The following is a 19324-nucleotide window of genomic DNA, read 5'->3' as shown; positions in this document are numbered from 1 at the left end:
AAGACTAATTCCCCGGCGGTTCAATGGCGGCAACAATTTCCGGCTTCAAACCCCGGTACTTAGCCAGCCACTGGCGGCGCTCCCGGCGCAGTTCTTCCACCAGCTGCCGGTAAACTTCCGGGCTGTAGTAAGTAACGGGGTTATAGCGGTCCAGGTCCACCCCCGGCACCTGTAAAGGCACCTGGTAGCCCCAGTCGGGATCGGTTTGCCAGGTAATGCTGTCCCGGGCAATTTCCCGCAAGATGTGGGTGGAAACGGCAATGGTGATTTTTTCGCCGGGGAAGCCGGGTCCCGCACCCACACTGCCGGTGTTCAACAGGTAGCATTCCATGTCCGGGTTGGCCCGCAGTATTTCCAGCAGGCGGTTACCTTCCTCTTCTTCAGGACCAATGATAAAGGGGTTGGTGCCCACCTCCCGTTTCGACTGGCCGGCACGGGTGGGATCTCCCGCCGAGGTTTCAATAGATTCCCCCAGCATAAAATAAGCCGCCGCCTGTTCCGCCGTTAACCTGGCCACGGGAGGGATAATGGTATTCCGGCGGGTGATAAAGATGAGCCGGTGAGCCTTGTCGAGATCAATGCGGTAATCGGTATTGAGCACGTCCCGGCGCAGGATCACTCCCCGGCCGTTGGAAGTCAGCCCGGTATCATCAAACAAAATCCGCCCATCTTCCAGCACCTTCACGTTTTCAAAGATGGCCCCGGGAGCGGTGGCCGCCCGGTAGAGGACCAGCTGGGACTCATCCAAACCTTCCGTTTTAATATAAAAACCATTTTCCGTACCGTAACAGTAACCCCGGCCATCCATCATCACCACGTCGTCCTGGCGGATGGCCACCCCTTCCTCCCCGGTCAAGCCGTGATCATGCATGGTGAGGGTGGTTTTTCCCGTACCGGAAAGGCCAAAGAGAATAAAGCCGACCTCTTTTAATTGGCCGTCCCTGTCCCGCACCCTTAAAGCCTTGCTCCCGGCATGCAGGCCCAGCCAGCCCTGCTTTTTCACCACGTACATGGCCATGCGCAAAAAGGATTTCTTGCATTCCCCGAAGTAGTCCGTTCCCAAAATGTAGGTAACACCGGCTTCGGGGTGGCAAAAAATAATCCGTTCGGGCCACTCCGGAACATAGATGCTCATTAAATCGGGCTCTTTGTCCGGGTTTTCCGGCTCAAAGAGCATCAAGCGCCACTGTAGCGGGATGCGAGCATATTCAGCGGTGATATATAAACGGCAGTGCAGGCGGAAATCGGGATGGGTGCCCATCTGCCGGTCCAGGCGGATGACCGATTTTCGCTTCAGATAGGCATGCACCTGGTCCACCAGCTCCAGCGCCCGCTGCCGGGAAATGCCCTGCTGGTCCACTCCCAGCCGCACTCCGTCTTCTACGATATAGGTGAATTTGGCGCTGCGGTTGCGGACCAGGGTGATATAATTGACACTACCGTAAACGGTGACCTGTTCCTCATGGGAGGCCAGTGCCCTTAAAATTTCCGGCGAAGGATTGGTTATTTCCTCGCCTGCTACAACTCTGCGGCGAAATTCTTCCATGCTCAGTCCACCTTCCGATATTTTTCGTAAATTTATGTTAATAATTATTCAAGGAAATTTTTCATTTTCCTGCATAGTGCATACAAAATACAAAAGAGGATCCAGTTACCTCTCTATTCAAAATGATTGGTGAAGATGATATAATATCCCCGGCGGTACAGCCACAAACGGAAAAGTTAAGGAGGGGAAAACCGTGGCCAAAATCCCGTACATCGAATCGGAAGAATGCCTGGCCTGCGGCTCCTGCGCAGATGTTTGCCCGGATGTCTTCCAGATGAATGAAACCCTGGGCTTCGCCGAGGTGGTTAACCCCCAGGGTGCCAGTGAAGATGAAATTCAGGAAGCCATTGATATGTGCCCTGCCCAGTGCATCCACTGGAAAGAGGAATAGAAAGAACTAAAGCAAAAAACAAGGGGCGTCGGGAAAGACGCCCCCTTATTTGCTGGAGGAATGCACATGCGAACCGGGACGGCCAATCTGCCCCTGCACGGAGGGAAATGCCCGCCCTGGCTCTTTGAACGGATGGTCAAAATGAGCCGCGCCTTAATTGAAGTAATGGTGGTGGAAGGCGGCCCGGACGGAATCCTGGCCAGGCTGGCCGACCCCTTCTGGTTTCAGGCCCTGGGTTGCGTGCTGGGATTTGACTGGCATTCTTCTGGTTTAACCACCACCGTCTGCGGTGCGTTAAAGGAAGCCCTGCGGGACCGGGCCGGCCAGCTGGGGCTTTTTGTGGCGGGCGGCAAAGGAAAGACATCCCGCCAGACACCCGGCGAAATCCTGGCCATAGGGGAAAGGTTTCCCCTGGCCAGAGATCCCGGGGAACTGGTTTTTGCGAGCAAAATGGCCGCAAAAGTGGACAACGCCGCCGTCCAGGACGGCTACCAGCTCTACCACCATACCTTCTTTTTTACTTCCTCCGGACGCTGGGCAATCATCCAGCAGGGTATGAACGAAACCGCCCGCTGGGCCCGCCGCTATCACTGGTTGAGCACCACGGTAAAGGATTTTGTCTGCGAACCCCACACGGCGGTATGCTGCGACCACAAAGGCGAAACCCTTAACCTGGTGGCCCTGGAAAGCGACCCGGCCCGTAAGGTGATTACCGAACTGGCCCGGGAAAAACCGGAAAACCTGCTCCGGGATCTGACCCGGTTGCAGCAGGATGCCCTGAACCTGCCGGCCCGGCACCGGGTGGAACTGGCCGACCTGAATCCGGCCAGGCTGCACCGGGTGCTCCTGAAAAGTTACGAACGGCAGCCGGAGAGTTTTGCCGCCCTGGTGGCCACCGAGGGAGTGGGACCCAAAGCGCTGCGGGCTCTTTCCCTGCTCTCGGAACTGGCCTACGGAACACCGCCCAGCTTCAGGGATCCGGCCAGGTTCAGTTTCGCCCACGGGGGCAAGGACGGCCACCCTTATCCCGTAGACCGGGCTACCTATGATCACTCCATAGCCTTTCTGGAGAAAGCCCTGGCCGAAAGCCGCCTGGGCCGCCAGGAAAAAATAGAAGCGTTCCGCCGCCTGGGCCGGTGGCCCCGCCACGCGTTTTAGCGCTAAGGGTAAAAGTTCAGTAAAACCGCTCTGATTACTCCAAAAGCACGGCGTTGTCCAGAACGAACGATTTTGCGGAGCGCCGGTAACCCAGCACTCACCGGAAATGCTGCTCTTTTTAAGACTGATGTAACAAGTAGTAAACGCTGCTCTTTCCAGTATAGCTTTTTCAGTGAGTGCTGGGGAACATATGAGTGAGAGGGACAACACCGTGCCTTAAGCAAGTTGACTGAAACATTTACGCGTTAAGATTCTATTACGGTGGCTTTACTGTGACACGGCTTGTCCCGCCGAGTTTTTTTGACACCGGCTATTTTATGCTATTTATTTCACCAAGTTCTTTCAGGCAGGGCAGGTTGGCTTCAATGGAAACCTCCACGGCATCGGCTGGCGAGGGATTTGTCACGCGTAGCCGGAAGCCGGGGTGCTTTAATATGTGGTGCCACACAGTTTCCCCTTCTTCGACCTCCAGCCTGCCGGTGGTCTCCCATTCCTGCCCGTTGTGCTCCTCTACAAAGAGATTCACGGTCCCGGTAGTGCGGATGCGAAAGGCAATGTTCAAAAGGGTCGCCCGCGGGCAGTCCAGCTCTACGGCCTGGCCGGCGCCGAGATTCATCTCCCGGGCCAGGCGAACAATGCGCGGTACAACAATTTTTTGTACATCACCATAAAAGAGACTCATTGGCTCACCCTCTACAAAGAATTAATGGTATTTACCATTGCTCTTTAATATTACACGATTTTAAGTCTAAATAGAATGGCAAGAATCGGAGGTTTCTAACCTTGATATATATATGGTTAAATGACCTTTGTCAGGAAAACCGGAGGTAAGGCATGAAGGGCCAGGGTAAGGCAGTCTACCAAATCAAGCGCACCTACGGGAAATGGTTCCTGACGAAAGTGAAACGGGCAATCTACCGGTACTCCATGATCACGGCAGGCGATAAAATTGCCGTAGGTGTTTCGGGGGGCAAGGATAGTTCCGCTCTCCTGTACATAATGTGGCTGCTTAAAAACTATTCCCCGCTTTCCTTTGACTTTCACGCCGTCTTTCTTGACCTGGGCTGGCCGGTGGATGCCGCCCCGCTGGCCTCCTTTTGCCGGGAACGGGACATACCATTTCACGTGGAACAAACGGCCATCGGAGCCATCGTCTTTGAACACCGCCGGGAGGAAAACCCCTGCGCCCTGTGTGCCCACCTGCGCCGGGGTGCCCTGCACGAAGCGGCCCGGCGGCTGGGTTGCAACAAGGTGGCCCTGGGGCATCACCTGGATGATCTCCTGGAAACCTTTCTTTTAAACTGGGTCTATACCGGCCGCCTGGCCACCTTTACACCGGTGACCCATCTGGCCAGAAGCGGCCTGGTACTCATCCGCCCCCTTATTTATCTGCCGGAAGCCACCCTGGCCGGCATTGCGCGGGCGGAAAATCTTCCCGTGATGGACAACCCCTGTCCTGCCAGCGGTAAAACGAAGCGGGAAGAAATACGCACCCTGGTCGGCTTGATGGCGAAAGCCTATCCCGACATCCGGGAAAAATTTCTCACCGCTATAGAGAACGCCCGGTGGCTGGAATCATCGCCCAACAGCCAGTAGTAATACCAGGGCCATGGGAAAAGCCATGCTTACATCATGACCAGTTCCGGTTATAATGGAAGCAAAATGTGTTTGAAGGAGGTCTTGTCTTGATGAAGGAATGCCCGGTATGCCATGTACCCCTGAGGGAAGTGCCCCGCTTCGGGGTTTTGCTGGATGTCTGCTCCCGCTGCCACGGGGTGTGGCTCGACGGCGGAGAACTGGAAAAGGTGATTGCCCTGGCCCGGGAGTTCCACGGCGAATTTCAGCATTATAAGGATTACGACGAGCACCACCGCCATCACCATCACGACCACTACGGCCATCACGGCTACCACAAGCACAAAAAGAAACGCAGCATCTTCGAGTTATTTGAAGATCTGTTTGATTAAAAAATCCGGGTGGCGCGTTTACAGCCGCCCTTCTTTTTCACGGACCTCCCCCCGGGCCAGGGAGAAAAACACGCCGCCGGCGCAGAGCACGGCAAAGAGCAAAAACGATATATGCATACTTTTCAGTAAGAGCGGACTCGCAGCCGGAGTGATGGCCGTGCCCTTCAGATAAAGGCCAAAGAAGAAGGTGACCAGGGCCATGCTTAAAGCCTGGCCGACCAGACGCATGGTACCCAGGGTGGCCGAAGCCACCCCGTAATAGCGTTTTTCCACTGCACTCATTACCGCATTGGTATTGGGCGAAGAAAACAGAGCAAAACCAATGCCAAGCAACACCAGATATCCCATTATCGTCCACAGAGGAGTGGTTTTGTTTATAAGGGAAAAAAGGAAAAGCCCGGCAAAGCTCAAAGCCATCCCCAGGGAAGCAAGCAACCGCGGCTCAACACGGTCGGAAAGCCTGCCGGCCAGCGGGGAAAGAAGGGCCATCAGAATGGGCTGCGCCAGGAGGATAAAGCCGGCAGTCTGGGCATCCAGCCCCCTGACCACCTGCAGGTACAGGGAAAGCAAAAACCCCACCGCAAAGGTGGCGCTATAGTGAATGAGCGCCGCCAGGTTGGAAAAGGCAAAAACCAGGTTGCGGAAAAGATTGAGGTTTAACAAGGGATACCGGTAACGCAACTCCTGCCGGATAAAGGAGGCCAGCAAAACCACGCCCAGTAACAGAACCCACGGGGCATGGGGGGCAGAATTAACGGCCGCTATGCCGTACATCAACGCCGTCATGCCCAGGCTGTAAAGGACCGCCCCCGCCGGGTCATATTTTTCACCCCGCCCATCCCTCCATTCTCCCTTGAGTTTAAACACGGTGACCAGGACCACAATCAAGCCAAGCAAAAAGTTCAGGAGGAAAATATAACGCCAGCCCAGCTGGTGGGTTAAGAACCCGCCCACCACCGGCCCCAGGGATAGCCCCGTATAAACAGCCGCCACGTTGATGCCCAGCACTTTCCCCCGTTCCTGGGGAGGAAATACGCCGGTCAGGATGGCCACGCCGGTGCCGAAGATCATGGCCCCGCCAATCCCGTGCAGGATGCGGAAAAGGATCAGCATTTCCCCTGAAGTGGCCAGACCGCTTAAAAGGGACAGCAAGGTATAAGTAATGATCCCGGCCAGAAAGACTTTTTTCCTGCCGTACAGATCCGCAGCCCGGCCAAAGGGAAGCAAGAAAACAGAGGAGGCCAGGAGATAGGAAGTAACAATCCAGTTGAGCATCAATGCTTCCAGGTGAAACTCCCGTCCAATGGCCGGAACGGCCAGGTTAACGGCACTGCCCATAAAGGGAGTTAAAAAGGAAGCCAGAGTGGCCGCCAGCAAAACGTATTTTTTCATGCTTTCGTTATCGTTCATAAAAAAGCGCAAGCCCCCCGGGGGGCAGGGCGTTGCGCACACCTCCTTATTTAAAATTTTAAACTTAATGCTTTTAACATTCAACGGGCCGGGCAAATTTCCTCCCGGGAACAAGCTATAGAGCGATGCGTTCGAATTTCTGGCCTTGAATTCACCGCTTAGGATTAATGATAAACGTTGTTCTTTTCCGGTCCTGCTTTGGCCGGGCCGGTTGCTCCGGCCGACAGCTGACCGGCGGGGGAAACTCCGGCACTCTTTTTATGATCGTCAAGCTCGCTCTGCAGTTTCTGAATTTCCCCTTCCAGGCGCCTGATGTAAAGGTACCTCCTGAACTGCCACCACACACCCAGGAACAACACCGCCAGGGCCCCCGCTAGGGTAGAAAACAGGATCACCAGCACCTTGGAGATGCCGTCCAGGTGCCAGAACAGAAAGTTGATGCTAACCGGTTCAAGATTCTGCAAGGCAAAAACCGCCATCAGCACGGCTAAAGCCAGGGCCAGGATAAAGTAAACCTGCGTTTTACTCATGCTCTTCGCCCCCTATTTTTTGCTAACGAAATCCGCTAATTAATATAGGCTGGGCCATGGAAATAGCGGATGTTCCAGCCCACTGCCCCCACCCAGTAAATGTCTTTTAGTACTTCCACAACAGGTATTGAAATCCCTCCATTTCATTTTATGAGACTTTAAAGGCAAGGATTGACTTCCTGTAATTGCCATAATTGTACCGTATAATGTCTTAATACATTTGTCACAACTCGTACATTTATGCCTTCCATGACTGTGCCTCGCCACAAAAAAGAAACACCCCGTCTCTTCCCGGACGCGGCTTCAAAAAAACACACCTGGTCATCTCAATGTAGTGTATAATTATATATGTTTTTCCTATTCTCATATGACCGACTCGGAGGGATGGCGATGTTGTTTTCCGTTTCCTGGCTGGTAGCTGCCCTGGCCGTAACCATGGCCACTACCCTGCAGGCCGTGACCGGTTTTGGCGCAGCCCTCGTACTCGTCCCCCTGCTGGTGCTGGCCTACGACGCCCACACCGCCGTGTGTATGACCATGGTCATTTCTTTTTGTTCGCTGGCCCTCCTCACGTACCAGGTACGGAAGAACATCATCAAGCCGATGGCCAGAAACCTGTCCCTGGGCGGTCTGGCCGGCATTCCCCTGGGAGCCTACGTTTTTATCCACTTTGACGTCACCCGGCTCAAAATCATCATTGCCCTGGTTACCCTGGCCTTTGCCCTGGCCCTCCTCCTGGACTGGGTACCCCGCAGGTCTTTTGGTTCCTGGACCGAAGCCGCAGTGGGAGCCGCAGGCGGCTTTCTGGGAGCCAGCGTAAGCATGCCCGGTCCTCCCGTGGTGCTCTTTTTAAATCACCAGGGAGTGCCCAAGGAGCAGTTCCGGGCCACCACCGCCGCCTACTTTTGCCTGGTTTACCCGGCCAGCCTGCTCCTTTTGCTGGCCGTGCAGGCCCTGGACCGGCAGACCATCCTGACCGCCCTTTCCCTGGTCCCCTTTGCCCTGCTGGGCCAGATGGTGGGTCTCGGCATTTTTCCCCGGGTATCCCAGGAACTTTTTCGCCGGGGGGTACCCCTGCTGGTCACCGCCGTGGCCCTTTACTCCCTGGCCACGACGTTACTCTAATGGCTACAAATTAGGATACAAAAAATGCGGCCGGCCGGAGAGAATAATTAAAAAATAATACTCCGGCATCAACCGCTGCTTGAAGGTTATCATGGGTCCGGTGGTCGCCCTGGAAATATGGGTCCCTGCGGCAAGAATCCAGGAGGCACGGGAGGTTCTCGCCGCCTTTAGCGAAGATGAGGCATAGCCCCCAGCAATAAAGGCCGGGGGTCTACGTAATGCTGCTCCAGTCCCAGGCTTTCCCGGGGGAGTTCCAGGGCCACCCCCAGAAGCTGGGTGAAATACAGAACGGGAATTTGGCGAAAGCCGGTGTCTTGTTCCAGGATTTTTTCCTGCAGCCAGTCCAGGTTAAACTGGCACAAGGGGCAACTGGTGATGATTGCTTCTGCCCCTTTAGCAACGGCGGAGTTGAGAATGTCCTGTACCCTTTGCATCACCAGGTCATTTTCGTGCAGCACCTGGTAGGAACCACAGCAGGTTGTTTTATGGGGGTATTCCACCACTTCTGCGCCAAGGGCGGCGACCAGCTCTTCCATGATGGTGGGGTTTTCCGGATCGTCAAAACCCATCTCCAGAGCAGGCCGCACAAGCATGCAACCGTAATAACAGGCCACTTTAAGCCCTTTCAGGTTGCGGCCCGCTCTGGCCCGAATGGCGTCAAACCCCACGTGTTCCTTGCAAATTTCCAGTGGATGGACCACCTGTATTTCCCCGGTATAATTTTCTTCTAAGTAATTATTGAGCTTTTGCCTGGCCTCTAAATTATGTTGCATTTCATAATTTACCCGTTTTAGAACGTTATAGCAGAAGGAGCATACCGTAAGCAGCCTGTCTTCTCCTTCTCCGGCGACACCGGCCAAAATACGCGCCGCTGCGACCATGCCCATGTAATTATCCCGGGCCAGGGGAAACACCGTTCCGCAGCAGGTCCACCGGGGCAGCTCGGCCAGTTCCACCCCCAGAGCGGCCAGGGAGGCCCGGGTAGAATTATCCAGACCTCTTGCTTTATTGTATAGCGTACATCCCGGAAAGTATGGTATTTTCATCCCTATGCCCCCCTTTTCAAGCGCTCAGCTTGCGCATACCACTGGTCAAGGCCATCTGGGGAACCCGGGTGAGCAATTCCACCGGTATTTTTTCGGCCACCAGCACTTCCCTGCCCGAACGCAGGTTGATTACCCGTAGAGCTTCCATTAACCGGGCCAGATCTATACCCCGCGGGCAGCGGGCCGTACAGAGCAAACAGGTGCTGCAGACCCAAATGGAGCGGCAGTGCAGGACTCGGGCGTCACCCAGCTGGATCAGGCGCATGACCTGCCGGGGTAACAGTTCCATGACCTCCCTGCCCGTACATCCCGCACTGCAGGTGCCGCACTGCATGCATAAATGCGGATCCTGCCCGCTAATTTCCTTAATCCGCTCAATGATTCCCCGGCTCATTTTGTTTGATAGTTCCATAGCCATTGTGCATCGGGCTCCTTTAGTTATCTCCGGATAACGTTCCGTATTTATCTCATGCCAAGAACTGATGATCTCTGGTGTCAAGACTCGGCAGGTAACTCTATCCCGAGAAAATAGCACTTGCCTGCCGTTTGCACGCGCTCGCTCCGTTCGCCTCGCAGGCCAAAACTAGCGCTCGACCTCAGGCTCCGGCGGGGTTCCCGGCCCATTCGGCATCCATGCCTCAGGGGCCGGCCTCGGGCATCCATGCCCTCGGCCCCGCCTCCGCCCTCGGTCTCGCTAAGTTTGGCATCTGCTCGGCTCAAGGTCGCTCGCTTCCGTGCAAACCGGCAGCCATTTTCATCCTGTGTTGGTAGGACCAAAATCGTCATGGGTATCAACTTAAATGCTACACGGCTGACTTCAAGTTACGCATGTTCTAACCCCTGCGCGTATGATTAAGCAAACCTCCCGCCAGGATGATCTCCACCTGCCGGGGCGTTAGCTGCGCCCGGACTTTAAAGGTTATGTTGCGGGTGACGTTTTTAACTTCCAGTTCCGCTCCTTCTTGCAGGGCCTGGTGTACCTGATCAATCTGCAGCACGTCGTCCTGCTCCAACCTGTCGTAATCTGCAGGCTCAATGAAGGTAAGGGGCAGAATACCAAAGTTGATCAGGTTGTCCCGGTGAATGCGGGCAAAGGATTTGGCCAGCACGGCTTTCACACTCAGGTACATGGGAACAAGCGCGGCATGCTCCCGGCTGGAGCCCTGGCCGTAATTTTCCCCGCCCACGATAATCCCGCCTCCGGCCTCCCTGGCTCTGCGGGGGAAAGAAGGATCCACGGCGGCAAAAACATACTCGGCCATGGCCGGGATATTGGAACGCAGGGGCAATACCCTGGCTCCGGCCGGCATAATGTGGTCGGTGGTGATGTTGTCGCCTACCTTAATGAGCACCCGGCCCTGTATGCTCCGGGGTAGAGATTCAGCCACCGGCAGGGGCTTTATGTTTGGACCGCGCACGATTTCCACGTCATCCGAGTTATCGGCAGGGGGTAAAATCATGCGGTCGTCTACATGGAATCTTTCAGGCAGCGCGATTACCGGAGGGTCACCCAGTTCCCTTGGATCGGTCAGCCTGCCCGTAAGGGCAGTTGCTGCCGCGGTTTCCGGGCCTGCCAGGTACACCCGGGCATCGGCCGTACCGCTGCGCCCCTTGAAGTTCCGGTTGATGGTGCGCACCGAAACCCCGCCGGAAGGGGGAGCCTGCCCCATGCCAATGCACGGCCCGCAGGCGCACTTTAACGGTAAGGCGGCGTAAAACCTCCAGGATCACATCCTTGGCCGTGGCCCACGGCGCCAGCCGGCCGTGCAGCCGGATGTTGACCACCCTGGGCATAATCATATGGAAAGGACCTCCGCCCATGGCCACCGCCACGTCCAGACCGCCCACCCCAATGGCCAGCATGCCCAGGCCCCCGGCCGTGGGGGTATGGCTGTCCGATCCCAGCAGGGTTTTGCCGGGTACGCCGAACCTTTCCAGGTGAACCTGGTGGCAGATGCCGTTACCCGCCCTGAAGAAATAAGCCCCGTATTTAGCCGCCGTACTTTGTAAAAACCGGTGGTCGTCGGCGTTTTCAAAGCCGGTCTGCAGGGTATTATGATCCACGTAAGATACAGAAAGTTCGGTTTTGACCCGGGGGATGCCCATAGCCTCAAACTGCAGGTAAGCCATGGTACCGGTAGCATCCTGGGTAAGAGTTTGATCTATCCTGATGGCGATCTCCTGACCCGGCTGCAGGGTACCGGAAACCAGGTGATTGAGCAGGATCTTCTGGGTGAGATTGTAGCCCGTGAACCTCCCCCGGGACAAGCCCGGGGGCTTCGTCCCGAAGGTTTCTCATGTCATCGGAAAGCCGCCTGCAAAATCGCAGGTCTTACGCTTTCCTCGTGAGCTACATCCCGGCACTTGCCGGGAAGGCCCGGTCCATGGGCGTCTACTACTCGTCGTAGATACGTCATGCCGCTTTTTGCGGCGCCAGCACCTGCGGCCGCAGGTATTCCACTTTTCCGGGTAGCTTACGGCCTTTAGTGAAATTTCCGTTCACAGCTTTATCCAAAATGCCGCTGGCTCCCAGCACGTCCCGGTGGATACCCGAAATCCCGCAGGAAGCATTTCCACACCGGAATACGCGTCCGGTCTGTTTGGTATATTCCCCGCATACCGGGCAGGTACCGGAAGTGCCGCGCTCATCCACCGGAATCAGCTCTATGCCGTGACGCTTGAGCTTGTATTCCAGCAAAGCGCGCAATTTGCCGAAGGCCCACTGGCCCATGCGCTGATTGTGCTTTTTGCCGCAGTTTTTCTCGCGCACGCCTTCCGGGTTGCCGGTGTAGACCACCTTGACGTACTTTTCCAGGCACCAGCGGACGGCCTGGGCCGAAATACTGTGCAGAATATGTTCTATCCGCCGCTCGATCCAGTTGAGGAACCGGTACTTTTTAGCCAGGAGTTTCTTGCGCTTCCTGGAGCCGCTCGATGTTCTGGAGATAGCTCGTTGCAACTGCCGCAGCACCTTGTTCCTCAAGCGGTTGAGCGAACGAAGCAGCCTGCCACTGATCACCAGAGCTTCATCGCCGTCGGTGATGCTCAGGGCATGCACTTCCCCCGGGTCAATGGCGGCACAAACGTCGCCCTGAACTTTTAACAGGGCCGGTTTCTCTACGGTTACGTGCAGCCAGTATTGATTACGGTGCCAGACCAGTTGCGCTTGCAGGATTGCGGCGTTGGTAAGCCTTTTAGGGAGCTTTACCATCAGCGGTTCTCTGCCCCAACCGTTGGACTGGACTTTGACAGCGATCCCTGAAACCCTTGTCATTACTCGACTTTTCGCGTGGCACAATTTAAGGGGTCCAGGAATTGGAAGTAACCTCATTCCTACAGCCTCAAGGCTTTCTAAATTTTAGGTGTCAAAGTCAAGTTGGAAAGTCTCAACATACGCCCGCAATTTGCCTTTTAGTAAGGCGCAGGGGAAACTTTTCCACCAGAATGTTAATGGACTGCTCATCAGAGCAAGTTTTTAGTTTCTTGACCGCATTGTTTTTGCACCGGCTCACTTGGTTTCACCTCCCTCCGGGATGATTTCTGGGCTTCGATGCATTTACGGATAGTTTCAACGCTTACATTACCGGCTGTGCCCAAAAGTATTTCTTCTTAAGGCTGGGGAAAATAGCAAATATTTTGTTGGCGGTGATGCTTTTAAGTCTCCTGACAATGTCGGTAGGAGCTACTGTCGTAATTTTTCATGCGTGCATAAATGATAGATGTTATCAGGAGTACGCCGCCCAGTAAAATGCCCGGTAACACACCAGCCATAAACAGTTTACCGATGGACTTTTAAATTGCCAAAGTTTTTTCTCTGCATCTCTTTTCCCTAAACATCACCCCCTGCACGAATATAAGTAAAAGTCCAAACCAAACAAAAATCTAAAAATAAAAAATAGGTAACCGTTTACGCCCGGCGTACAACTGGCTACCTATCTACTCGCACCGCCCGATCGCTTGGGCGATTGCAGATATTACAGTTGACGACCCTAATTACGGGACACTGACATACTATCCCGCTGCAAGCATTATAGCCCTTGTTGCAAATTTTTTGAAAACAATTGATGGTAGTAACCTATTCGATACAAACATTTAATTTTCCTGCTGCCCGGGGTTAAAAATTTTTCTGGGTTCCACCAGGGATTTAACCACCCACACCGCATTGATCAGTAACAGCGCACCGGTAACCGGGAAAACGGCATGCACACTAAACCGGGCGGCAATCAATCCTCCGGCCAGCGGCCCGGCAAAATTGCCCAAAAAAGTGGCGCTGGAAATTATGCCATAGGCCTTCCCCCGCTTTTCCTTCGGGAAAAGGTGCCCCACTATGGCATTGGCGGCCGGGAAAATGCCGGCCATGCAAAAGCCCAGGAGAAATCTTAAAATGCCCAGTTGCCATGGGGAACTGGCCAGAGTTTGGGCCAGATACAGAAAACCCGCACCGGTAAGGGACAGCACCAGGGTTAACTTATAGCCGGATCTGTCACTGCGACGCCCCAGCACAGGGGCTCCCAGCACATTGGCCACACCCGTGGAAGCAATGATTATCCCGGCGATTAAGGACAGAAAGCGCTCATCCTGGTATAAGGATTTCACAAAGATAGGTACCATTGGTTCCGCAACGCGTACGGATAGCTGGGCAATGAAAATAACGACAAAAACAACCCAGAGAGGGGTTTGTCCGGGGGAAGATCCACTTTCCTCCGCCGGATCGTGAATATCCCGTACGGTGCAGCCAGGGCCAAAACTTTCCCTGATCAAAACATAAACCATTACCGCAGCCAGGGCGTTAATCAATGTAATCAGATGGAAAACCTGATGGTATCCGTAAAGGCTGGCTATTATTCCACCAAACAGGGGGCCTGTTATGGTTCCCGCCACCTGGGCCGTTTGCAAAAGCCCAAGGGCATAACCCAGGTGCTGTTCGGGCGTGTTCACCGCCACCAGGGCAATGGCTGCCGCATTAAAGCCACTAAAGGCCCCCATCAAAGCTCTGATGGCCGTAAACTGGTAAACATTCTGCGCCAGACTTAAAAAGACGGCAAATGTCGCCAGGGCAACCAGTGAACGCAGAACCATAATTTTACAACCAAGGCGATCCGTCATGTTTCCCCACACCGGGGACATAATGGCCGAAGCCAGAAAATTGGCCGAGGCAATGATACCCGTCCAGACGGTTACGGCTCCTGGTTCTGTAACGCCCAGTTTCTCAATATAGAAGGGAAGAAAGGGCATGATCAACTGCATTGAAGACATGGCCAGAAACTGCGCCAGGCACATGACATATAAATTTTTCTTCCATAGCAATCTTTTTCCCCCCGATGGCCCCCGTGGTCCAATTCACCCCGAAATAAGATACTGTCGCAAAAGCAGCCGGAAGGAAATCTTCCCCGGACTGGCGACAGTATCAATTACAGCCCTATTTATTTCTTCTGCACCGGAAGTGTTTTTCCTCCGGCAGATTCTGACAGCTAAACAATTCCCCTGGAAATGTGTTCCCAGCCCAAAACAACCATTCTTTCTTTTTAAGCCGGAACCTTTACCGAAGAGGCCTTCGCCATTTCAAACCCCGCTTCCAGGGCCTGCATATTCAAGGTTTCGGTACCTTTGGGGATGCGGGAAAGCAGCGCCTGCTCCAGGACCTGGCGGGAAACAACACCGGTCAGTCCGGCCAGGATTCCCAGCGCCACGATATTGGCCACCAGTTCCTTGCCCACCTTTTCCCGGGCCAGGCGGCTGATGGGAAAAACGTACACCCGCCCCGGGGTGGCCGGTATATTTTTTACGTAGGTGCTGTCAACAATTAAAAGGCCTCCTTTTTTTACACGAGCGGCATATTTATTGGCTGCTTCCTGGCTCATGGCCAGCACCACATCGGGCAAGACCACCTTGGGGTAATCAATTTCACCGTCACTGATAATCACTTCCGCCTTGCTGGCGCCACCCCGGGCTTCCGGGCCGTAGGACTGGGCCTGCACGGCGTTTTTGCCCTCCCGGATGGCCGCATCGGCCAAGATAACGCCCGCCAGGATCAGGCCCTGACCACCTGAACCGCTCAACCTGAATTCTATCGTTCTGGACATTTTACTCATCTCCTTTGCTCTCACCGGTTTTTGCCCTTTGCCCTGGCAATGATTTCTTCGTACATGGCGGTGTATTCGGGAGCTTCCCCCCTGTATAACTCACCAATGATTATTTTATCCTGCAGCTCCTCCGGGCTCATTTTTTCCGCCTGTTTCACCGTTACCGCATGTTCCTTCTGCCAGAGAAGCATTTGCAGCCCGTTGCCCATTTTGTTGCGCCGCCCGTATCCTACCGGGCAGGCGGTGATGGCCTCAATGACGCTGAAGCCCTTGTTTCTGGCTCCGGCCACAATCAATTTTTCCAGCATGGTGGCATGATAGGTGGTGGCCCGGGCCACATAGGTGGCGCCGGCACCTTTAGCCAGTTCGGCAATATCAAAGCTTCGCTCTATATTCCCGTAGGGGGCGGTAGTTGCCCTTTTGTCGGGAGGAGTGAGGGGTGAATATTGCCCCCCGGTCATACCATAGATGCTGTTGTTAAAAATGATGGCCGTGAGGTCTATATTGCGCCTGGCAGCGTGTATAAAGTGATTGCCGCCGATGGCTGTGGCGTCGCCGTCTCCCATCAGGACAAAGACATCCAGTTCAGGCCTGGCCAGTTTGATACCGGTGGCAAAGGCCAGCGCACGACCGTGGGTGGTATGCAGGGTGTTGAAATCCAGGTAACCCGCCGCCCGGGAGGAACAGCCGATGCCGGAAACCACCACGGTTTTGTCCGGGTCGTACCCCAGCTCTTCAATGGCCCTGACCAGCGCCGATAAAACTATGCCGTTGCCGCAACCGGGACACCAGATATGGGGAAACCGGTCAGATCGCAGGTGGGATTCAACCTGACTGAGCATCCGTTGTCACCTCCTTGATGGCGGACAGGATTTCGTCAAAGGTGATCAGTTCCCCGTTCAGCCGGTTAACCCCCGTCACCCTCACCCGGCCCTGCACCGCCCGTTCCACTTCTCCCTTGAGCTGGCCCAGGTTCATTTCGGCCACGATGATGTGCCGCACCCGGCCGGCCAGTTCCGCTACCTCTTTTTCCGGAAAGGGCCAGATGGTTACCGGCCGGAACAGCCCCGCTTTGATACCCGCCGCCCGGGCATCCTTGACCGCCCGTTTAGCCGATCTGGCCACCGCACCATAGGCGACCACAACTATTTCCGCATCCTCCAGTTGATAACCCTCTACGGTAATCACATCATCCAGATGATCGTAAATTTTCCGGTGCAACCTCAGAATTAAGCTTTCAGCAACCTGAGGGTCGGTGGTGGGATTGCCTTTTTCATCGTGCACCAGCCCCGTTACGTGGTAACGGTAACCATCTCCGAAGTTGGCCATGGGCGGTACACCGTCATCGCCGGGACGGTAGGGGTAATAATCTTTTGGCTCCACCGCCGGCTTTTTACGCTCAATTACTTCCACTTCTTCGGCATGGGGCTGCACCACACGTTCCCGCATGTGACCGATCACTTCGTCCATGAGCAGGATCACCGGCACCCGGTACTTTTCCGATAGGTTGACTGCCCGGATGGCCAGCATGTACGCCTCCCGCACCGAGGCAGGGCAGAGGACGATAACCGGGTGATCGCCGTGGGTTCCCCATCTGGCCTGCATTACATCCCCCTGGGCGGGAGCGGTGGGAATACCCGTACTGGGACCCCAGCGCTGCACATTGACAATCACGCAGGGAATTTCAGCCATAGCCGCATAGCCGATGTTTTCCTGCTTCAGCGAAAAGCCCGGCCCGCTGGTGGCCGTAAGGGCCTTCACCCCGGCCAGGGAAGCACCGATTACCGCGGCCATACTGGCGATCTCGTCTTCCATTTGGATGAACTTACCGCCTAACCCGGGCAGGCGTTCAGCCATCAGCTCGGCAATCTCCGTGGAGGGGGTGATGGGGTAGCCGGCAAAAAAGCGTACCCCTGCCGCCAGGGCCCCTTCCACCACAGCCTCGTTGCCCTGCATCAGGCGGGCCATTTCCACCACATCGCTCATTGTTCCTTCACCTCTATGCCGATGGCAAAGTCCGGACAGTGGATTTCACACCGGCCGCAACCAACGCAGCGGTCGGGATTCACCACCGCAACCTTGCCCGAACCATTCAGGGAGAGCACTTCCCTGGGGCAAAGGGCAACACAAATCCCGCACCCCTTGCACCAGCTTTGGCGCACTTCTATGTTCACAGCTTTTGGAGCAGCTAAAGCATTAGCCATTGCCATCACCTCGCGCGTTTGGAACCTTTACTTGATTATACACGCAAGAGTTGTGCCAGACCCTATGTAATTGCTGGCGGTTGGGGGAATAAGCGGCAAGGCCTTGAACCATCCCGGCTGCAGAAAAAATAAAGCAGGAAGAAAGCACTTCCTGCGGCAGCATTTTTCAGAATTTCATCTCAAAGCGAAACGGAAAGCTGTCTCATTCTGCGACGCCGGGGTAAACTCTGGCAGCATTACCGCTAAATTCGACACTTCCGGCATTGATCTCAAATTGAGAAGGCACCCGGCGCCGGAAAAACAACAGGAGCACCATTCACTTGTGAGCTACCCTCTTATGGGGTTCTTGTTCATCGGGCCGTGGTTTTGCCTCCGGGTTCCTCCGGATTCCACCTCGCGATGGACACCCTTGCCTTTGGCCAGCAGACTGGTGCTGCCTCGCCTGCAGTGGACTTTCACCACCAAGTTAACGCCCATGCCGGGCGCACGGGAAAATCGCCTTACCACGGGTAAGGCGATTTTGGGAACGTATATGGAACGATCTTGGCTATAATCTATTTAGAGGAAAAAGTTACCTTTCCTTCTCAAACTCCTCTTTGCCCACCCCGCAAACTGCTACAGCACCTCCCCCAGCTTACGTCCCATATCCCTCACCGCTTCCAGTTCGTCCTCACCGGGGACATACTGCAGGTTGACGACATCCAGCGGCACTTCCCAGCCCATCGATTGCATAAACGCCTTTACTTCTTTCGCACCCTGACCACCCCAGCCGTAAGAACCAAAGGCAAACCCGATCCGGTTTTTCGGCCTCAGTCCTTTAAGGTAGGTGAGAAAAGCACTCACGCTGGGCAGCATGCCGTTGTTTAAGGTGGGCGTGCCAATTAAAATGGCTTTCGATACAAGCACGTCGGACATAATCTCCGAGATGTGATTGGTCTGCAGGAACCTGACCGTAACGGGAATACCGGCATCCTCCAGGCCGTCCTGCAGGGCCAGAGCAATTTTCTTCGTAGAACCCCACATGGTATCGTATACTATAAGCGCTTTTTTCCCGGTTTCGTGATTGGCCCACCGGCGGTAAACCTGCAAAATCCGGGGCAGGAAGGAGCGCCAGATCACCCCGTGGCTGGGGGCGATTACGTCAATGGGCAACTGGGAAACAACATCCAGGGCCTTGTTTACCTGGTCGCCGTAGGGCAAAACGATATTGGCGTAGTACTTTGCCGCTTCCTCGTGAACCACATCCCACCCCAGCTCATCATCAAAACGTTCGATGCTGGCAATGTGCTGTCCAAAGGCATCGTTGGGCAAAAGCAGTTTCTCTTCAGGGATATAGGTGACCATTGAGTCGGGCCAGTGCACCATGGGAGTGTGCACAAACTTTAAAGTGCGGGAGCCGATGTTGAGTTCGTCACCGGAATTAACAACCACAAAGTCCCAATTCCTTTTGTAATGCCGCTCCAAACCCTTTCTCCCCTGGGGCGAAGTTACGACTTTGGCACCCGGGGCGAGATCCATTATTTTGGGGACGCTGCCGGAATGATCCATTTCCACATGATTGACCACCAGGTAGTCGATTTTGGCCGGATCCACAACTTTTTTAATCCTGCTCAACATTTCATCAAACAGGTAGTGTTTGACTGTATCCACCAGCACAATTTTTTCATCCACAATCAGGTAAGCATTGTAGGTGGTTCCCCGCGGAGTGAGATAGCCATGAAAGTAACGCAGGTCCCAATCGATGCCGCCCACCCAGTATATTTTCGTTTTGATTTCCACCGGTTGCATGACATTGTATTCCCCCTTTGTTATATAGATGAGCCAGTTTGTTTTATCCTACCGCTAAACCGTACAAAGCTACAGC

Annotated in this window: 20 protein-coding genes and 1 pseudogene; 5 read left to right on the top strand and 16 right to left on the bottom strand. The window is 54.7% G+C overall.

Annotated features, from left to right (window positions below):
* Nucleotides 1–4: 4 nt before the first annotated feature.
* Nucleotides 5–1546: a phosphoenolpyruvate carboxykinase (ATP) gene (locus tag D7024_RS02190; RefSeq protein ID WP_121450344.1), complete on the bottom strand. Its 1542-nt coding sequence runs from the start codon at nucleotides 1544–1546 to the stop codon at nucleotides 5–7.
* A 193-nt stretch (nucleotides 1547–1739) separates the two neighbouring features.
* On the opposite strand from D7024_RS02190, the gene D7024_RS02185 reads away from it, so the two are divergent.
* Together D7024_RS02185 and D7024_RS02180 are read left to right on the top strand one after the other, a co-directional pair.
* Nucleotides 1740–1937: a ferredoxin gene (locus tag D7024_RS02185; protein ID WP_013824091.1), complete on the top strand. Its 198-nt coding sequence runs from the start codon at nucleotides 1740–1742 to the stop codon at nucleotides 1935–1937.
* Nucleotides 1938–2024: 87 nt separating this feature from the next.
* Complete coding sequence (locus D7024_RS02180; RefSeq protein WP_435374068.1) at nucleotides 2025–3095, top strand: DUF763 domain-containing protein; 1071 nt, start codon at nucleotides 2025–2027, stop codon at nucleotides 3093–3095.
* Nucleotides 3096–3405: 310 nt separating this feature from the next.
* On the opposite strand, the gene D7024_RS02175 is transcribed toward D7024_RS02180, so the two are convergent.
* A complete protein-coding gene (locus D7024_RS02175) occupies nucleotides 3406–3777 on the bottom strand; it encodes a hypothetical protein (RefSeq protein WP_121450342.1) in 372 nt (123 codons plus the stop codon).
* Between the two features lie 152 nt (nucleotides 3778–3929).
* On the opposite strand from D7024_RS02175, the gene D7024_RS02170 reads away from it, so the two are divergent.
* Entirely contained in the window at nucleotides 3930–4691 is a 762-nt protein-coding gene (locus tag D7024_RS02170; RefSeq protein WP_121450341.1) for a tRNA lysidine(34) synthetase, read from the top strand.
* A 92-nt stretch (nucleotides 4692–4783) separates the two neighbouring features.
* Nucleotides 4784–5062 (top strand): TFIIB-type zinc ribbon-containing protein, encoded by a 279-nt coding sequence (locus D7024_RS02165; RefSeq protein ID WP_121450340.1) that lies wholly within the window; start codon nucleotides 4784–4786, stop codon nucleotides 5060–5062.
* Between the two features lie 18 nt (nucleotides 5063–5080).
* Here the strand turns inward: D7024_RS02165 and D7024_RS02160 are convergent, their stop codons facing one another.
* Both D7024_RS02160 and D7024_RS02155 read right to left on the bottom strand, forming a co-directional pair.
* Nucleotides 5081–6472 carry an MFS transporter gene (locus tag D7024_RS02160; RefSeq protein ID WP_165859240.1) on the bottom strand — a complete coding sequence of 464 codons (1392 nt, stop codon included), beginning with the start codon at nucleotides 6470–6472 and terminating at the stop codon, nucleotides 5081–5083.
* Nucleotides 6473–6636: 164 nt separating this feature from the next.
* Entirely contained in the window at nucleotides 6637–7002 is a 366-nt protein-coding gene (locus D7024_RS02155; RefSeq protein ID WP_121450339.1) for a LapA family protein, read from the bottom strand.
* A 390-nt stretch (nucleotides 7003–7392) separates the two neighbouring features.
* Here D7024_RS02155 and D7024_RS02150 point away from each other — a divergent pair, with 390 nt between their 5' ends.
* Complete coding sequence (locus tag D7024_RS02150) at nucleotides 7393–8127, top strand: sulfite exporter TauE/SafE family protein (RefSeq protein WP_165859239.1); 735 nt, start codon at nucleotides 7393–7395, stop codon at nucleotides 8125–8127.
* A 167-nt stretch (nucleotides 8128–8294) separates the two neighbouring features.
* On the opposite strand, the gene D7024_RS02145 is transcribed toward D7024_RS02150, so the two are convergent.
* The 12 genes and pseudogenes from D7024_RS02145 to D7024_RS02095 all read right to left on the bottom strand — a co-directional run bounded on the left by D7024_RS02145 (nucleotide 8295) and on the right by D7024_RS02095 (nucleotide 19248).
* Nucleotides 8295–9173, bottom strand: coding sequence for a CoB--CoM heterodisulfide reductase iron-sulfur subunit B family protein (locus D7024_RS02145; protein ID WP_121450337.1), 879 nt, complete (start codon nucleotides 9171–9173; stop codon nucleotides 8295–8297).
* A gap of 16 nt (nucleotides 9174–9189) precedes the next feature.
* Nucleotides 9190–9591, bottom strand: a complete 402-nt coding sequence (locus D7024_RS02140) for a 4Fe-4S dicluster domain-containing protein (protein WP_121450336.1) — start codon at nucleotides 9589–9591, stop codon at nucleotides 9190–9192.
* A 415-nt stretch (nucleotides 9592–10006) separates the two neighbouring features.
* Nucleotides 10007–11399, bottom strand: a pseudogene (locus D7024_RS02135) (aconitase family protein).
* Between the two features lie 187 nt (nucleotides 11400–11586).
* Nucleotides 11587–12384, bottom strand: a complete 798-nt coding sequence (locus tag D7024_RS02130; RefSeq protein WP_243113663.1) for an RNA-guided endonuclease TnpB family protein — start codon at nucleotides 12382–12384, stop codon at nucleotides 11587–11589.
* A 175-nt stretch (nucleotides 12385–12559) separates the two neighbouring features.
* Nucleotides 12560–12685: a hypothetical protein gene (locus D7024_RS15315; RefSeq protein WP_279220960.1), complete on the bottom strand. Its 126-nt coding sequence runs from the start codon at nucleotides 12683–12685 to the stop codon at nucleotides 12560–12562.
* A 142-nt stretch (nucleotides 12686–12827) separates the two neighbouring features.
* Nucleotides 12828–12950: a hypothetical protein gene (locus D7024_RS02125; protein WP_435374067.1), complete on the bottom strand. Its 123-nt coding sequence runs from the start codon at nucleotides 12948–12950 to the stop codon at nucleotides 12828–12830.
* Between the two features lie 315 nt (nucleotides 12951–13265).
* Nucleotides 13266–14480 (bottom strand): MFS transporter, encoded by a 1215-nt coding sequence (locus D7024_RS02120; protein WP_121450335.1) that lies wholly within the window; start codon nucleotides 14478–14480, stop codon nucleotides 13266–13268.
* A gap of 218 nt (nucleotides 14481–14698) precedes the next feature.
* Nucleotides 14699–15256, bottom strand: a complete 558-nt coding sequence (locus tag D7024_RS02115; protein ID WP_121450334.1) for a 2-oxoacid:acceptor oxidoreductase family protein — start codon at nucleotides 15254–15256, stop codon at nucleotides 14699–14701.
* Between the two features lie 20 nt (nucleotides 15257–15276).
* Nucleotides 15277–16098, bottom strand: coding sequence for a 2-oxoacid:ferredoxin oxidoreductase subunit beta (locus tag D7024_RS02110; protein WP_121450333.1), 822 nt, complete (start codon nucleotides 16096–16098; stop codon nucleotides 15277–15279).
* The gene (locus tag D7024_RS02105; protein WP_121450332.1) at nucleotides 16082–17242 is read right to left on the bottom strand and encodes a 2-oxoacid:acceptor oxidoreductase subunit alpha; all 1161 of its coding nucleotides are present in this window, start codon (nucleotides 17240–17242) and stop codon (nucleotides 16082–16084) included. Before D7024_RS02105 ends, D7024_RS02110 begins: the two co-directional genes overlap by 17 nt.
* Nucleotides 17239–17460, bottom strand: coding sequence for a 4Fe-4S binding protein (locus tag D7024_RS02100; protein ID WP_121450331.1), 222 nt, complete (start codon nucleotides 17458–17460; stop codon nucleotides 17239–17241). The genes D7024_RS02105 and D7024_RS02100 overlap by 4 nt, the downstream gene beginning before the upstream one ends.
* Before the next feature lie 615 nt (nucleotides 17461–18075).
* Nucleotides 18076–19248, bottom strand: coding sequence for an FprA family A-type flavoprotein (locus D7024_RS02095; RefSeq protein WP_121450330.1), 1173 nt, complete (start codon nucleotides 19246–19248; stop codon nucleotides 18076–18078).
* Nucleotides 19249–19324: the final 76 nt, after the last annotated feature.

The sequence above is a fragment of the Desulfofundulus salinus genome (assembly GCF_003627965.1).
GTDB lineage: Bacteria > Bacillota > Desulfotomaculia > Desulfotomaculales > Desulfovirgulaceae > Desulfofundulus > Desulfofundulus salinus.
This window is presented reverse-complemented; position numbering and strand designations above follow the sequence as displayed.

What these genes read in the sequence shown, in the direction of transcription:
- D7024_RS02155 (WP_121450339.1), bottom strand. Translation starts at nt 7,002, where the DNA reads ATGAGTAAAACGCAGGTTTACTTTATCCTGGCCCTGGCTTTAGCCGTG.
- D7024_RS02150 (WP_165859239.1), top strand. Translation starts at nt 7,393, where the DNA reads ATGTTGTTTTCCGTTTCCTGGCTGGTAGCTGCCCTGGCCGTAACCATG.
- D7024_RS02170 (WP_121450341.1), top strand. Translation starts at nt 3,930, where the DNA reads ATGAAGGGCCAGGGTAAGGCAGTCTACCAAATCAAGCGCACCTACGGG.
- D7024_RS02145 (WP_121450337.1), bottom strand. Translation starts at nt 9,173, where the DNA reads ATGAAAATACCATACTTTCCGGGATGTACGCTATACAATAAAGCAAGA.
- D7024_RS02165 (WP_121450340.1), top strand. Translation starts at nt 4,784, where the DNA reads ATGAAGGAATGCCCGGTATGCCATGTACCCCTGAGGGAAGTGCCCCGC.
- D7024_RS02110 (WP_121450333.1), bottom strand. Translation starts at nt 16,098, where the DNA reads ATGCTCAGTCAGGTTGAATCCCACCTGCGATCTGACCGGTTTCCCCAT.
- D7024_RS02115 (WP_121450334.1), bottom strand. Translation starts at nt 15,256, where the DNA reads ATGTCCAGAACGATAGAATTCAGGTTGAGCGGTTCAGGTGGTCAGGGC.
- D7024_RS02160 (WP_165859240.1), bottom strand. Translation starts at nt 6,472, where the DNA reads ATGAACGATAACGAAAGCATGAAAAAATACGTTTTGCTGGCGGCCACT.
- D7024_RS02095 (WP_121450330.1), bottom strand. Translation starts at nt 19,248, where the DNA reads ATGCAACCGGTGGAAATCAAAACGAAAATATACTGGGTGGGCGGCATC.
- D7024_RS02130 (WP_243113663.1), bottom strand. Translation starts at nt 12,384, where the DNA reads ATGGTAAAGCTCCCTAAAAGGCTTACCAACGCCGCAATCCTGCAAGCG.
- D7024_RS02105 (WP_121450332.1), bottom strand. Translation starts at nt 17,242, where the DNA reads ATGAGCGATGTGGTGGAAATGGCCCGCCTGATGCAGGGCAACGAGGCT.
- D7024_RS02100 (WP_121450331.1), bottom strand. Translation starts at nt 17,460, where the DNA reads ATGGCTAATGCTTTAGCTGCTCCAAAAGCTGTGAACATAGAAGTGCGC.
- D7024_RS02140 (WP_121450336.1), bottom strand. Translation starts at nt 9,591, where the DNA reads ATGGCTATGGAACTATCAAACAAAATGAGCCGGGGAATCATTGAGCGG.
- D7024_RS02190 (WP_121450344.1), bottom strand. Translation starts at nt 1,546, where the DNA reads ATGGAAGAATTTCGCCGCAGAGTTGTAGCAGGCGAGGAAATAACCAAT.
- D7024_RS02175 (WP_121450342.1), bottom strand. Translation starts at nt 3,777, where the DNA reads ATGAGTCTCTTTTATGGTGATGTACAAAAAATTGTTGTACCGCGCATT.